Consider the following 15,047-nt stretch of genomic DNA (forward strand, 5'->3'; position numbering starts at 1 on the left):
CCGGTGTTTTTCGACTTTCTATATAGGGGACTTCAATGTCCGTACGACGCACACGCAAAGACGATGGCAGCCAATGGACAGTTGCGGACAGCCGCAGTGTTTACGGCATTCGCCATTGGGGGGCCGGTTACTTCGCAATCAACGAGGCCGGGCGCGTCGAAGTCCGCCCGAACGGGCCAGGCAGTGCGCCGATCGACCTGTTCGAACAGGTTGACGAACTGCGCAAGAGCGGCCTGTCGCTGCCGCTGCTGGTTCGTTTCCCGGACATCCTCCAGGACCGCGTGCGCCAGCTGACCGGCGCCTTCGATGCCAACATCGCGCGCCTGGAGTACCAGAGCCAGTACACCGCCCTGTACCCGATCAAGGTCAACCAGCAAGAAGCGGTGGTGGAGAACATCATCGCCACCCAGAACGTCTCCATTGGCCTGGAAGCCGGTTCCAAGCCTGAGCTGCTGGCCGTGCTGGCGCTGGCGCCGAAGGGCGGCACCATCGTCTGCAACGGCTACAAGGACCGCGAGTTCATCCGCCTGGCGCTGATGGGCCAGAAGCTGGGGCACAACGTTTTCATCGTCATCGAGAAAGAGTCGGAAGTGGCGCTGGTGATCGAGGAGGCAGCCGAGCTCAAGGTCAAGCCACAGGTTGGCCTGCGCGTGCGCCTGTCGTCGTTGGCGTCGAGCAAGTGGGCCGATACCGGTGGCGAGAAGTCCAAGTTCGGCCTGTCGGCGGCACAATTGATCTCGGTGGTCCAGCGCTTCCGCGATGCCGGCCTGGACCAGGGCATCCGCCTGCTGCACTTCCACATGGGCTCGCAGATCGCCAACCTGGCCGACTACCAGCACGGTTTCAAGGAAGCCATCCGTTACTACGGTGAACTGCGTGCGTTGGGCCTGCCGGTCGATCATATCGACGTCGGCGGCGGCCTGGGCGTGGACTACGACGGTACCCACTCGCGCAACGCCAGCTCGATCAACTACGACATGGACGACTACGCCGGTGTCGTGGTTGGTATGCTCAAGGAGTTCTGCGATGCCCAGGGCCTGCCGCATCCGCACATCTTCTCCGAGAGCGGCCGTGCGCTGACTGCGCACCATGCCATGCTGGTGGTGCAGGTGACCGACGTCGAGAAGCACAACGACGAAGTGCCGGTGATCGACAACAAGCAAAGCCTGCCCGAGACCGTGCAGTGGCTGGTTGACCTCTTGGGCCCGACCGATATCGAGATGGTCACCGAGACCTACTGGCGCGCCACCCACTACATGAGCGACGTGGCTGCCCAGTACGCCGACGGCAAGATCACCCTGGCCGAGAAAGCCCTGGCCGAGCAGTGCTACTTTGCCGTTTGCCGGCGCCTGCACAACTCGCTCAAGGCCCGTCAGCGCTCGCACCGCCAGGTGCTCGACGAACTCAACGACAAGCTGGCCGACAAGTACATCTGCAACTTCTCGGTGTTCCAGAGCCTGCCCGATACCTGGGCGATCGGCCAGGTCCTGCCGATCCTGCCGCTGCACCGGCTGGACGAAGAGCCGCTGCGCCGCGCCGTGCTGCAAGATTTGACCTGCGATTCGGACGGCAAGATCAACCAGTACGTCGACGAGCAGAGCATCGAGACCAGCCTGCCAGTGCACGCCATCAACGAGGGCGAAGACTACCTGCTGGGGATCTTCCTGGTCGGTGCCTACCAGGAAATCCTCGGTGACATGCACAACCTGTTCGGTGACACCGACTCGGTGAACATCTACCAGAATCCGAACGGCAGCGTGTACCACGCCGGGATCGAGACCCATGACACCATCGAAGACATGCTGCGCTACGTGCACTTGTCGCCGGAGGAGTTGATGACTCACTACCGCGACAAGTGCGCCAGCGCCAAGATCACGGCCCGTGAAAAGACCCAGTTCCTCGACGCGCTGCGTCTGGGGCTGACCCGCTCGTCTTACCTGTCGAGCTGATGCCATCGCGGGGCAAGCCCGCTCCCACATTGTGGGAGCGGGCTTGCCCCGCGATGCTTCTAGACTATCGCCGCCCGAACCACCCATCACGCCGCTGCAACCGCCAGCCCATCACCCCCAGCGTCACCCCGCGCAACGCCATGAACAGCAGAAACCCCAGCCACAGGCCGTGGTTGCCCAGGTCCCGGGCGACATAGGCGAACGGCAGGGCTATGACCACGCTGAGCAGCATCGCATTGCGCATCTCCCGCGCCCGCGTGGCGCCGATGAACAAACCATCCAGTAGATAACTCCACACCGCAATCAACGGCAACAGTGCCAGGTAAGGCAGGTACTGGTAAGCGGTATCGCGTACGTTGACGATATCGGTCTGCATGTTGATGAACAGATGCCCCCCCAGCAGGAACAACACCGCAAAACCGCTGCTGGCCAGCAGCGACCAGCCGCAGGCGACGGTCAGCGAACGCCGCAGCGCCTGGCGATCACCGGCGCCGATGGCATGCCCGCACAGCGCCTCCACCGCATGGGCCAGGCCATCCAGGGCATAAGCGGTAAGCAGCAGGCCGTTGAGCAGCAGGGCGTTGGCTGCCACGGTGGCTTCACCCAGGCGAGTGCCTTGCACGGTGATCAGGAAGAACACTGCCTGCAGTGCCAGGCTGCGGATAAAGATGTCGCGGTTGACACTGAGCAGCGGCCGCCAGCTTTGCCAGCGCGCCAGTCGCGCCCAGGCAATCTTCCCGGGAAAGGCGCGCAGGGCCGGGCGGGTCAGGGCCAGGCCGAGCAGGGCGGCGCTCCATTCGGCAATCACTGAGGCGCGCGCCGAACCGATCACGCCCCAGTCCAGGCCGAGCACGAACCACAGGTTGAGGGCGATGTTGAGCAGGTTGGTGGTCAACAGGATCGCCAGTGGCGCCTTGGCGTTCTGGGTGCCGAGGAACCAGCCGACCAGGGCAAAGCTGGCCAGCGCCGCCGGCAGGCCCAGCAGGCGGGTCTGGAAGAAGTCGTGAGTGGATTGCTCCAGCGCCGCCGTGGGCTGCATCAGTTGCAGCGCCAGGTGGCTCAATGGCAGTGCCAGTAAACCCAGCAGCAGAGCAAACAACAGCGCCAGCAGCAGGCCTTGCAGCAACACCTGGCGTAATCCTGCGCCGTCGGCGCGCCCCGCCGCCTGGGCGGCGAAGCCGGTCGAACCCATGCGCAGAAAGCCCATGACCCAGGCCAGGAAGGTATACAGGCTGGCGCCCACCGCCACTGCGCCAAGCTGATGGGCATGGGGCAGATGGCCGATCACGGCGCTATCGACCAGGGCCACCAGGGGCACGGAAATATTTGAAAGTATCATCGGCGCGGCCAGCGCCCAGACCTTGATGTGGGTCGGGCGGTCGCGCCAGTCGGTCAGCAAACGGGACATGGAGGCTCCTGGCGAGCCGGCATTGTAGCCGCTGCGGGCACTAAATCGTGCGAAGGCGGTCTCACATCCGCGCGCCCTATCACCGTTGCGACGCGGTTGATATATAGTGCACCCCTAAGATTCCGCTGCCCGAGAGTTACTACTCCCATGCTCAACAAAGGATTGTTGCTGGCCTGCGCGCTGGCCTTGCTCAGTGCCTGCGATTCGTCTGCCCCGGACAAACCGGCCTCGGCACCCGCCGAACCGCCTGCGCAGACCCAGGACCAACCCGCAGCTCCGGCTCCGGCCGAACCGGCTGCACCGGCAGCGCAACCGCAAGCGGAAAAACCCGCAGAAGCCAAGGACGATGCCGCGACCCAGGCCAAGCGCTATGCGGGCCGCGAACTGAGCGTGGTGGATGTCTCGGAAGTGCAGGTCGATGGCGCCAGCGCCCTGGCCCTGACCTTCTCGGTCCCGCTGGATGACCAGCAGAACTTCGCTGACAAGGTGCACCTGGTCGATACCGTCAAAGGCAAGGTTGACGGTGCCTGGGAACTCTCTGCCAACAAGATGGAGCTGCGCTTGCGCCACCTGGAGCCGCAGCGCAAGCTGGTGCTGACCATCGACGCCGGCCTGCTCGCGGTCAATGGCAAGCGCCTGCCCGCCGAGTCGATCAGCCGCCTGGAAACCCGCGACATGCAGTCGACCATCGGCTTCGCCAGTCGCGGTTCGTTGTTGCCGACCCGTCTGGCCGAAGGCTTGCCGGTGATCGCCCTGAACGTCAACAAGGTCGATGTCGAGTTCTTCCGCATCAAACCTGAAAAACTGTCGCCGTTCCTCGCCGCCTGGGGTCGCAATAGCAGCCTTTACTACTACCAGTCCAAGGAAACCCTGGACATGGCCGACCTGGTCTACGGCGGCCGCTTCGACCTCAACCCGGCAAAGAACACCCGCGAAACCGTGCTGCTGCCGATCGCCGGTATCAAGCCGCTGCAGGAACCAGGCGTGTACCTGGCGGTGATGCGCGCTTCGGGTACCTACGACTACTCGCAACCGGCGACGCTGTTCACCCTCAGTGACATCGGCGTCTCGGCCCACCGTTACCAGAACCGCCTGGACGTCTTCACCCAGGGCCTGGAAGGTGGCAAGGCGCTGAGCGCTGTCGAGCTGGAACTGCTCGACGGTGAAGGCCGCGTGCTGGCCCAGGCCAAGACCGACAGCGACGGTCATGCCCAACTGCCGACACCACCCAAAGCCGAAACCCTGCTGGCCAAACAGGGCGTGCACACCACCATGCTGCGCCTGAACAGTGCGGCCCTGGACCTGGCCGAATTCGACATCACCGGCCCTCAGGCCAACCCGTTGCAGTTCTTTGTGTTCGGCCCGCGCGATCTCTACCGCCCGGGTGAAATCGTGTTGCTCAATGGCTTGCTGCGCGACCAGGATGGCCGCCCGCTCAAGCCGCAGCCGGTGACCGTGGAAGTGCGCCGTCCGGACGAGCAGATCAGCCGCAAGTTCGTCTGGGAAGCCGATGCCAATGGTTTCTATCAGTACCAGCTGCAACTGGCCGACGAGGCGCCGACCGGGCGCTGGCAGTTGCTGTTCGATCTCGGCGGCGGCAAGAAGCAGGTGTTCGAGTTCCTCGTCGAAGACTTCCTGCCCGAGCGCCTGGCGCTGGAGCTCAAAGGCAGCGACAAACCGCTGAGCCCGGATCAAACCGCGCAGATCAAGGTCAATGGCCGCTACTTGTACGGTGCTCCGGCCTCGGGTAACCGCCTGAGCGGCCAGGCCTATGTACGCCCGCTGCGTGAAGCGGTACCGGGACTGCCGGGCTACCAGTTCGGCTCGATCACCGAGGAGGAACTGAGCCAGGACCTGGAACTGGACGAAGTCACGCTCGATGCTTCGGGTAAAACCACCCTGAACATCGAAAGCAAATGGTCCGAAGCCCGTTCGCCGCTGCAACTGACCGTGCAGGCCAGCCTGCAGGAGTCCGGTGGCCGGCCGATCACCCGTCGCCTGGAGCAACCTATCTGGCCGGCCGCGCGTCTGCCTGGCTTGCGTGGCCTGTTCGAAGGTGAAGAGACCGACGGCGAAGGCCCAGTGGAGTTCGAGGTGCTGGTGGCCGACCCCCAAGGCAACAAGTTGGCGGTCAACAACCTCAAGGTACGGCTGATTCGCGAGCGTCGCGACTACTACTGGAACTACTCGCAGAGCGACGGTTGGAGCTACAACTACAACGAGAAGTACCTGATCCAGAACGAAGAGACGGTCAATGTCAAAGCCGGCTCCACCGCACGGGTGAACTTCCTGGTTGACTGGGGCCCGTACCGCGTCGAGGTCGAAGACCCGCAGACCGGCCTGGTATCGAGCGGACGCTTCTGGGCCGGTTACCGCGCCCAGGACAACGCCGATGGCGGCGCCGTGCGCCCGGATCAGGTCAAGCTGGCCCTGGACAAACCGTCCTATGCCGATGGTGCCACCGCCAACATCACCGTTACGCCGCCTGCCGCAGGTACCGGTTACCTGATGGTCGAGTCCAGCGAAGGCCCGCTGTGGTGGGAAGAAATCGACGTGCCGGCCGAAGGCAAGAGTTTCGCCGTCAAGCTCGATCCGAAGTGGGCGCGCCACGACCTGTATGTCAGTGCCCTGGTGATCCGTCCCGGCGAGCGCAAGGTCAACGCCACGCCGAAACGCGCCGTGGGTGTGCTGCACCTGCCGCTCGATCGCCACGAGCGCAAGCTGGCGGTGACCCTCACTGCCCCTGAGAAAATGCGTCCCAAGCAGCCGCTGACCGTCAAGGTGCAGGCACGCAATGCCGACGGTAGCGTGCCTAAGCAGGTGCATGTGCTGCTGGCGGCGGTGGACGTGGGTATCCTCAACATTACCGAATTCGCCACCCCCGATCCGTTCACCGGTATGTTCGGGCGCAAGGCTTATGGCGCTGACCAACTGGACATCTACGGTCAGTTGATCGAAGCCGGGCAGGGCCGCCTGGCCAGCCTGGCCTTCGGTGGTGACGCAGCCATGGCCAAAGGCGGCAAGCGCCCCAACACCACGGTGACCATCGTCGCCAAGCAAAGTGCGCCGGTTGTTCTCAATGACAAGGGCGAGGGCGAAGCCACGGTCGATATTCCCGACTTCAACGGCGAGCTGCGCCTGATGGCCCAGGCCTGGACCAACGAACGCTATGGTATGGCCGAGGGCAAGACCGTGGTCGCCGCGCCGTTGATTGCCGAGCTATCGGCGCCGCGTTTCCTCGCCGGTGGCGATCGCACCACCCTGGCGCTGGACCTCTCCAATCTCTCGGGCAAGGCGCAAAACGTTACCGTTCGCTTGAGCACCGAAGGCCAGTTGAACCTGCTCGGTGAAGCCCAGCAGACCTTGAGCCTTACCGAGGGCAAGCGCGTCACCCTGCTGGTACCGGTACAGGCCACCGGTGGCCTGGGCCAGGGCAAGGTCAAGGTCGAGGTGCAGGGCCTGCAACTGCCGGGCGAGTCGGCCACGGCGTTCAGCCGCGACTGGACCCTGGGCGTTCGCCCGGCTTATCCGGCGATGCTGCAGCACTATCGGGTGGCACTCAAAGACCAGCCATGGACGCTGCCGGACGCCGACCTTGCGTTGTTCGAACCTGCCGGGCTTGAAGCCTCTCTGGCGCTGTCGAGCCGGCCGCCGCTGAACCTGGCCGAACAGATCCGCGCCCTCGAAGCTTATCCGTATGGCTGCCTGGAGCAGACCACCAGCGGTCTGTACCCATCGCTGTACGCCGATGCCGCGACCCTCAAGCGTCTTGGCATCAAGGGCGAAACGGCGGATGTACGCAAGCGCAAGATCGAGATGGGCATCGAGCACCTGCTGGGCATGCAGCGCTACAACGGCAGCTTTGGCCTGTGGAGTGCCGATGATCAGGAGGAGTTCTGGCTGAGCGCCTATGTCACCGATTTCCTCCTGCGTGCCCGCGAGCAGGGTTATGCGGTACCGCCCGAGGCCCTGAAAAAGGCCAGCGAGCGCCTGCTGCGTTACCTGCAGGAGCGCAACCTGATCGAGGTCAACTACAGCCAGAACTCCGAACACAGCCGTTTCGCCGTGCAGTCGTATGCTGCCCTGGTGCTGGCACGTACCCAACAGGCGCCGCTGGGCGCCTTGCGCAGCCTGTTCGAGCGGCGCAGCGATGCCCGTTCGGGCCTGCCGTTGGTACAACTGGCGATCGCCCTGGACAAGATGGGCGACAAGCCACGCGCGCAACAGGCGCTGCAGGCGGGCCTGGCAGTCACGCGTAGCGACAACACCTGGATGGGCGACTACGGAAGCTCCGTGCGGGACCAGGCGCTGATCCTCTCGCTGCTGGCCGAGAACAACCTGGCCAGCGACAAGATCGATGGCCGCCTGTTCGAGTTGGCTGACCAGATGGCCGCCAACCGCTGGTTGTCGACCCAGGAGCGTAACGCGCTGTTCCTTGCCGGTCGTGGTCTGCTGGGCAAGCCGGAAAGCAAATGGTCGGCGCGCCTGGACAGCGCCGGTGAAGTGCGCGAGTTCAATCCCGAGCAATCGGGGATGAAACTCGAGGGCTCATTGCTGGCCTCGCCACTGACCATCCAGAACGAAGGCAGCCAGACGCTGTTCCAGCAACTGACCCTGTCCGGTTATCCGCGTCAGGCCCCGGTTGCCCGTGGCAGCGGCATGACCATTCGCCGCGAGTTCCTCGGCATGAATGGCCAGGCGCTGGACATCAAGGCGCTCAAGAGCGGTGACCTGGTGCTGGTGCACCTGGCGGTGACGGCCAACACCCAGGTGCCGGACGCGCTGGTGGTCGACCTGCTGCCGGCGGGCCTGGAACTGGAAAACCAGAACCTGGCACAAAGCGCGGCCAGCCTTGAGAACGCCAGCAGTGCGGTGAAGGAGTGGCGTGAATCGATGCAGAACGCCAACGTGGTGCATCAGGAGTTTCGCGATGACCGCTACGTAGCAGCGCTGAACATCGACGGCTACTACACCACCCACTTGCTGTACCTGGCCCGGGCAGTAACCCCGGGGACCTACAAGGTACCACCGCCGCAAGTCGAGTCGATGTACCGGCCCAACTACAACGCGGTGGGCGAAGCACCTACGGAGCTGGTGGTCAAAGGCCGCTGACCGCAGCGGCAGGAGCGGGCTTGCCCCGCGATAAGGCCACACTGGCCCTATCGCGGAGCAAGTCAGGTCGTCGCACTTTAAATCAGTGAATGATCCAGCTCAGCACCCACAAGCCCAGCACCAGCCAGATGATGCCGAGTATGATCGAGGCGCGCATAAAGGCGCGGATCGCCGAGTACAGCAGCATCAGGCCGATGATCAGGGCGAGGATGCTGACCAGCGAAGTGTCCATGCCCAGGGTGCGTGACAGGCCCTCGATGAAATTGCCACCGGCGTTGGCCAGCAGGTTGAACAGCCCGCTCAGGCCGTCGACGATAAACCGGATCACCGCGCCCAGCGCCTGGCCGAGCCACTCGAAAAAACCTTCTACATGCATAGTTGCTTCCTGATGATCAATTCGGCGAATGCGCCATTGCCACGCCTTTGGCCGTGCGCGAACCGGTTCGGTTCCCTGCGTAGCCGTTACACCGAGAGGGCCTGATGCACATCTTAGCTCGCCTGCGGGGCGCCCTCGGAAAACCACTGGGCCGGCTGTTCGCCATCGCGTTGCTGCTTGTCGCCTTGTTATGGCTCGCTGACCGTCTCTGGCCGTTGCCGATGCCGGCCGATGATCTGGCCCGTGTGGTGCTGGCCGAAGACGGCACGCCGCTGTGGCGCTTCGCCGATGCCGACGGGGTGTGGCGCTACCCGGTCAGTGCCGAGCAGGTTTCGCCCTATTACCTGGAGGCGTTGCTGACTTACGAGGACCGTTGGTTCTACCACCATCCCGGGGTCAACCCGCTGGCGCTGGCGCGGGCGGCCTGGCAGAACCTGCACGGCGGTCGGGTGGTGTCTGGCGGCAGCACCCTGTCGATGCAGGTGGCGCGCCTGCTCGATCCGCATTCGCGCACACTGCCTGGCAAGCTGCGCCAGTTGTGGCGTACCGCGCAGCTGGAGTGGCACCTGTCGAAAGCGCAGATCCTTGAGATCTACCTCAATCGCGCACCCTTCGGCGGTACCTTGGAGGGCGTCGCCGCAGCCAGCTGGGCCTACCTTGGCAAGTCGCCGATGCACCTGACACCCTCAGAAGCGGCCTTGCTCGCAGTACTGCCGCAAGCGCCCAGCCGTTTGCGCCCGGACCGCCATCCCGAACGTGCCCAGGCTGCACGGGACAAGGTACTGCAGCGCCTGGCCGAGTATCAGGTCTGGCCGCAGCAGCGAGTCGCCGAGGCTGAGGAAGAGCCCATGTTGCTGGCGCCACGGCAGGAGCCGGCCTTGGCACCCTTGCTGGCGCGACGCCTGAACCGGCCACACAGCCCGCCCTTGATTCGCACCACCCTCGATGCCTCGTTGCAACGGCGTCTGGAAGACCTGTTGCTGGGCTGGCGGGCGCGGCTGCCAGAACGCACCTCGGCGGCGATCCTGGTGGTCGAGGCGCAGAACATGGCGGTGCGCGCGTACCTGGGCTCGGTCGACCTCAATGATGAGCGCCGCTTTGGTCATGTCGACATGATCAGCGCACTGCGTTCCCCGGGTTCGACCCTCAAACCCTTCCTTTTTGGCATGGCCATGGACGAGGGGCTGATCCATTCCGAGTCATTGCTGCAGGATGTGCCGCGGCGTTATGGCGATTACCGCCCGGGCAATTTCTCCATGGGCTTCAGCGGGCCGGTGGCGGCCAGTTCTGCCCTGGCCTTGTCATTGAATCTGCCAGCAGTACAGCTGCTTGAAGCCTACGGGCCGAAACGCTTTGCCGCACAGATGCGCAGCGGCGGCGTGCCACTGATCTTGCCGCCACTGGCCGAGCCGAACCTGTCATTGATTCTTGGCGGTGCGGGCAGCCGCCTGGAGGACCTGGTCGGTGGTTACGCGGCGTTTTCCCGCAATGGCTTGAGCGCGCCGATTCGCTTGCAACCGGATGATCCATTGCTTGAGCGGCGTCTGCTGTCGCCGGGCAGTGCCTGGATCATCCGGCGTATCCTCAGCGGTCAGGCCCGCCCGGATCGCGATCCTCATGCCGAGCTGGTACAGCGTCCGCAACTGGCCTGGAAGACCGGCACCAGCTATGGCTTTCGTGATGCCTGGTCGATCGGTGTGGGCCCGCGCTACCTGATCGGTATCTGGATCGGCCGCCCGGATGGCACGCCGGTGCCGGGGCAGTTCGGCCTGGCTTCGGCGGCGCCGTTGATGCTGCAGGTGCATGATGTGCTGAGCAACCGCGACAGCCAGCGCGGCATCGCTGTACCGGTGGCGGCGGTGCCGGCCAACGTGGGCGTTGCGGCGATCTGCTGGCCGCTGGGGCAGCCCATGGCCCGGCAGGACCCGAACTGCCGGCGCCAGCGCTTCGCCTGGACCCTGGACGGCACCACGCCGCCGACCTTGTTGGCCCAGGACCAGCCGCTGAGCGTCGGCTTGCGCGAAATGGTCTGGGTCAATGCCCAGGGCTTGCGCGTCGATGCCACCTGTGCCGGCGCCCAGGCCCGGGACATTGCCCTGTGGCCGTCCCCCCTGGAGCCCTGGTTGCCCCGGGTGGAGCGCCGTGAGGCGCGCCTGCCCAAGGTCGATGCGCAGTGCCCGCCGCAGGTGCCGTCCAGTGCGCCGCCGTTGTCGATCGTCGGGGTGCGCCAGGGCGATCAGTTACGCCGCCCGGCCACCAGCAGCGAGCCGTTGCGATTCAAGGTATCGGCCCTTGGCGGTAACGGTCGTCATTGGTGGTTCCTCAATGGCGCGCCACTGGGTGAAACCACGGGCCAGGAAAACCTCACGGCGAGCTTCGACCAGGCCGGGCGCTTCGAATTGAGCGCCCTGGATGAAAGCGGCGAAACGGCCCGGGTCGAGTTCCAGGTCAATGAGTGACCGCGCCGATTAGACGTTGCCGGAGCCAGCACCTACGCTTGGATTGACGAGGCCGCTGCCCTGGCGGCTTCGTACTGTTCGGGATCATGGAGTGTCCGATGCGTGTGCTGGCTGTCGCGATAGTTGGGGTGTCCTGGGCGAGCCTGACCACTGGCGAACCCCTGCCGCGTTTTCTCGACAGCCACGAAATTGAACGCAACCTGCCTGCCGCCAATTTGCCGGCCGATGCCTACCGGCCGAGCAACCCGCAGGTGTTGGTGCCCGTTCCGGTCAGCCAGGCCCAACCGCTGCGACGGGACACACGGATCCTGCTGCGCAAGGTGCGTTTCGAAGGCGGCAGCATTTATCCGTTGAGTGACCTGCGCGACAACTATCAAAGCCTGGTCAACCGCGACGTCAGCCTGGGCGAGCTGATCGATGCGACCCAGCGGCTGACCCAGCGCTATCAGCAGGACGGCTACCTGCTGTCCCATGCCTATCTGCCCGAGCAGGACTTTGCCGATGGCCGGGTGCGGGTGGTGTTGGTCGAAGGCTACATCGATGATCTTGAGCTGCACGGTGAAGTGGGCCCGGCGGTGGCCTATGTGGAAAAGCTGGTAGGCAGGCTCAAGGCCGAGCGGCCGCTGACCCGCGCCACTTTCGAGCGTTATATCGCCTTGATGAGTCGCCTGCCGGGCTTCAGCCTGCAGGCGCGACTGTCCCCTGCACAGGCCGGCCATGGCACCAGCCGCCTGATCGTCGAGGCCACACGTCGCCCGTTCAGCGGCGCCCTGACCGCTACCGATGGCACGCGTGACGACCCTCAGGCGTTGCTCAGCCTGAGCAGCAACGCGCAGACAGCGCTTGCCGAACAATTCAGTATTACGGCCCTGGCGCCGCGCGGGGAGGATCACGAAAGCTACTTTCGCCTGGATTACTCACAGTACCTGGACGATCAGGGTAGCCAATTGCATCTGTCGGCATCACGTTACGACAGCGACCCCAGTGCCCAGGTGCTGCTCGCTGACCGCACCCAGCTCAAGGCCCATCGTGAGAACGACCGCTTTTCGGCCGGCCTGAGCCAGGTGCTGCTGGCGGCACCCGGTGAATCGCTCAACGTTGCCGCGCGCTTCTACATGGTCAATGACGACGTGTTGTACCGCGCAGTCGAAGGCCCCTTGCGCCTGAGCAATCGCACCGATGTGCGCGCCCTGGGGTTTGAAGGGGAATGGCGCAAGGCGGATGCCGAGCAGTTGCGGATTGTCAGTGGCGGTGCCTACCAGGGCCTCGATTACCTGGGGGCGAAAACCAACAGCGACTTTGACCTGGACTTCCTGCGCTTGCGTCTGTCCGGGTTGCAGAGCGACCGACTGTTCGGCAACTGGCAAGGGGTGGCCTCGGCGGCCTTGTACTGGAGCGGTGACAGCCTCCCCGACAGTGAGCGGGTGGTGTTTGGCGGGCAAAGCTTTGCCCGTGGTTATCCCGCAGACCAGGCCCTGGGCGATAAAGGCTGGGGGCTGGCGTATGAGCTCAACTACAGCTTCAACGGCGATGGCCGCTGGGTAAGACTGCTGCAACCCTACGCCGTACTGGATACTGCGCGGACCTGGTTCAATGAGGTCGACCTGCGTGATTCGCGCCTGTCTTCAGCGGCGTTGGGGGTGCGTATTGGGGATGGGCGCTTCTACAACATCGCCCTGGAGCTGGCCAAGCCGCTATCAGACGTTGCCCTCGACAGCTTTGACCGGGAGCCGCGGGTGAGTTTGAGTTTCAGTGTGCAGTTGTAGGTCGTTATCGCGGGACAAGCCCGCTCCCACAAGCCCACGGAGCTTTACTGCACCAACTGCATCCGTGGCTTGGGGAACAGGTTGTCCAGGGTTTCCAGCAGGCGGGTGTGGTAGATGGGCTTGCGGAACAGGTCCAGCACCTGCAGGCGCAGCAGGTCGCTGATGTCATCCATGTCGGCATGCCCGGAGGTGACGATCACTGGCAGGTGTTGCCTGGCGGTGTGCTCGCGCAGGCGCCTGATCAGAGAAATACCGCTTTCCTCCGGCATGCGCAGGTCGGTGATGACCAGTGCCACGTCCGGGTGGCGAGTGAGCTGTTGCAGGGCGAGTTTGACCGAGGTGGCCGTGTGGCAACAAAAGCCCTCGCCCTCGAGCAGTTCGGCAAGTTCGAGCAAGGCGTCCTCTTCGTCATCTACCAGAAGTAGCTGTTGCCGGGGGGAAGAGGTCGGCATCGGGTAGTCCTTTAGACGGCTTGACTGGGGAAAGTGTGAGTAACCGCTGCAGTGCCTGGCGCCTCAAGGCGTGGTGCTTTGCGCTTTGGTCATGGCCCCCTGAACCTTGGTCATGACGGACGACACACTACCGGAAATGGGCGTGATGAAGGCCGTCAGTACTACCGCTACCATCGCCGCGGCAATCGCATACTCGATGCCGGAGGCGCCATCCTTGCGGTAGAAGAACTCTTTGCAGCTTTTGAGGACGTGGGAAAGACGCATGGCATTTCTCCTTGCGCTCGGGGCGCAGGTGGCAGGGGTTATGGATGATTCCCCTTTGCCATCACAGCATCGTCAAGAGGGCAAAACTCGGCAAATGTAAGAAAGCATTAATACTAAAGTGATAAGTCGAAAACCGACGCCAATAAGTAGCTGTTTTAGGGGGGTGACGGCTTTGCGACGGAAAAAAATCTGACGGGTAATGGCATTTTGTCTTAGCTGCGCTACCGTCAAATAGCGAAATAGTTGTTTCCGACTGCAGTGCTGTGGGCCCTCTCACAAAAGGGCCGAAGGACAGCGTGGGGAGAGGGAGGGCCGGCATGAGCAGTCGCATTACCATCATCCTCGCGGGCTTCTTTCTGCTCGGTGCAGTGCTGGCCGGCTACTGGGGCCTGGTCCTGAGCCAGCCACCGAGCGAGCCGCCCGCCACACCTATTGCCGCTCCCGCACTCTCGCCGGTCAGCCACGTCGCGGCAGAGGCGGTTGACGAGTTGCGCACGCCGGTGGTGGTGCTGCGTCGCGATGTTGCCGCCGCGGTGCCACTTACCGCCGAAGATCTGCTGCTCGAGCGTTTGCAGGTGGCTCCGGCCGGCAGTTTCCAGAGCCTCGACCAAGTGATCGGCCGCAGCAGTTGGCGGGCCTTGAGTGCTGGTACCTGGCTTGCGCAGAACAGCTTCGAAGCAGGTGGCCCGCTGGCACGGATGATCCACCCCCATGAACGGGCGGTGGCGGTGGCGGTGGACGAGGTTATTGGTGCTGCCGGGCAGCTGAGCCCGGGGGACTATGTGGATGTCTTGCTGTTTTTGCGCGAAACCATCAGTAATCCGCAAGCTTCAGCCCAAGTGGTGCTCCCCGCATTGCGTCTGCTCAGTGTCGGCGAGCAGTTGGGGCTGAGCAATGACGGCCAGCCGGTGCAGGCGCCGGTGGATGAAAAAAACCGCTCGCCACAACCGGCCAACACCCTGCGTACGGTCGTGCTTGCGGTGCCCGAAGCATTGGCCAGCCGCTTGCTGCTTGCCGCTGGAGCCGGCAGTTTGCGCCTGGCAGTACGCAGTGCCGAAGAGCAGCGCCTGGCCCGCTACTGGGCTGACCCCAATAGCAGTGGCAAGGAAATCGAAAGCGCCAATCGCCAACTCTATCGTTTCAGCCAATTGGCCCAGGCCCCCACCGTTCAACCATTGGCCAGCGCCGCGCAGCCGCGTGGCATGGAGATTATTCGCGGCAGTCAAGCCAACCCGCCAACCCCCTGACCAAGCAAGGATGC

9 protein-coding genes are annotated in these 15,047 nt (G+C 64.0%); 5 read left to right on the forward strand and 4 right to left on the reverse strand.

What is annotated here, in order from left to right; genetic code table 11:
• Positions 1-35 precede the first annotated feature (35 nt).
• Positions 36-1,949, forward strand: coding sequence for an arginine decarboxylase (gene speA / locus EXN22_RS04515; RefSeq protein WP_130262943.1), 1,914 nt, complete (start codon positions 36-38; stop codon positions 1,947-1,949).
• Between the two features lie 64 nt (positions 1,950-2,013).
• Here speA and EXN22_RS04520 read toward each other — a convergent pair whose 3' ends face one another.
• On the reverse strand, positions 2,014-3,357 hold the full coding sequence (locus EXN22_RS04520) for an MATE family efflux transporter (protein WP_130262944.1): 1,344 nt from the start codon (positions 3,355-3,357) through the stop codon (positions 2,014-2,016).
• 147 nt (positions 3,358-3,504) lie between these two features.
• On the opposite strand from EXN22_RS04520, the gene EXN22_RS04525 reads away from it, so the two are divergent.
• Positions 3,505-8,469 carry an alpha-2-macroglobulin family protein gene (locus tag EXN22_RS04525; protein ID WP_130262945.1) on the forward strand — a complete coding sequence of 1,655 codons (4,965 nt, stop codon included), beginning with the start codon at positions 3,505-3,507 and terminating at the stop codon, positions 8,467-8,469.
• Between the two features lie 82 nt (positions 8,470-8,551).
• Here the strand turns inward: EXN22_RS04525 and EXN22_RS04530 are convergent, their stop codons facing one another.
• The gene (locus tag EXN22_RS04530) at positions 8,552-8,845 is read right to left on the reverse strand and encodes a hypothetical protein (RefSeq protein WP_038997361.1); all 294 of its coding nucleotides are present in this window, start codon (positions 8,843-8,845) and stop codon (positions 8,552-8,554) included.
• Positions 8,846-8,949: 104 nt separating this feature from the next.
• Here EXN22_RS04530 and pbpC point away from each other — a divergent pair, with 104 nt between their 5' ends.
• Positions 8,950-11,304: a peptidoglycan glycosyltransferase PbpC gene (gene pbpC, locus EXN22_RS04535; protein WP_130262946.1), complete on the forward strand. Its 2,355-nt coding sequence runs from the start codon at positions 8,950-8,952 to the stop codon at positions 11,302-11,304.
• A gap of 98 nt (positions 11,305-11,402) precedes the next feature.
• Entirely contained in the window at positions 11,403-13,070 is a 1,668-nt protein-coding gene (locus tag EXN22_RS04540) for a ShlB/FhaC/HecB family hemolysin secretion/activation protein (RefSeq protein ID WP_130262947.1), read from the forward strand.
• Positions 13,071-13,114: 44 nt separating this feature from the next.
• On the opposite strand, the gene EXN22_RS04545 is transcribed toward EXN22_RS04540, so the two are convergent.
• Positions 13,115-13,522 carry a response regulator gene (locus EXN22_RS04545; protein ID WP_130262948.1) on the reverse strand — a complete coding sequence of 136 codons (408 nt, stop codon included), beginning with the start codon at positions 13,520-13,522 and terminating at the stop codon, positions 13,115-13,117.
• A gap of 63 nt (positions 13,523-13,585) precedes the next feature.
• Positions 13,586-13,786 (reverse strand): Flp family type IVb pilin, encoded by a 201-nt coding sequence (locus tag EXN22_RS04550; protein ID WP_130262949.1) that lies wholly within the window; start codon positions 13,784-13,786, stop codon positions 13,586-13,588.
• A gap of 317 nt (positions 13,787-14,103) precedes the next feature.
• On the opposite strand from EXN22_RS04550, the gene cpaB reads away from it, so the two are divergent.
• Complete coding sequence (gene cpaB, locus EXN22_RS04555) at positions 14,104-15,033, forward strand: Flp pilus assembly protein CpaB (RefSeq protein WP_130262950.1); 930 nt, start codon at positions 14,104-14,106, stop codon at positions 15,031-15,033.
• The last annotated feature ends 14 nt before the right edge of the window (positions 15,034-15,047 follow it).

Origin of the sequence: Pseudomonas tructae, from assembly GCF_004214895.1 — a bacterium.
Classification (GTDB): Bacteria; Pseudomonadota; Gammaproteobacteria; order Pseudomonadales; family Pseudomonadaceae; genus Aquipseudomonas; species Aquipseudomonas tructae.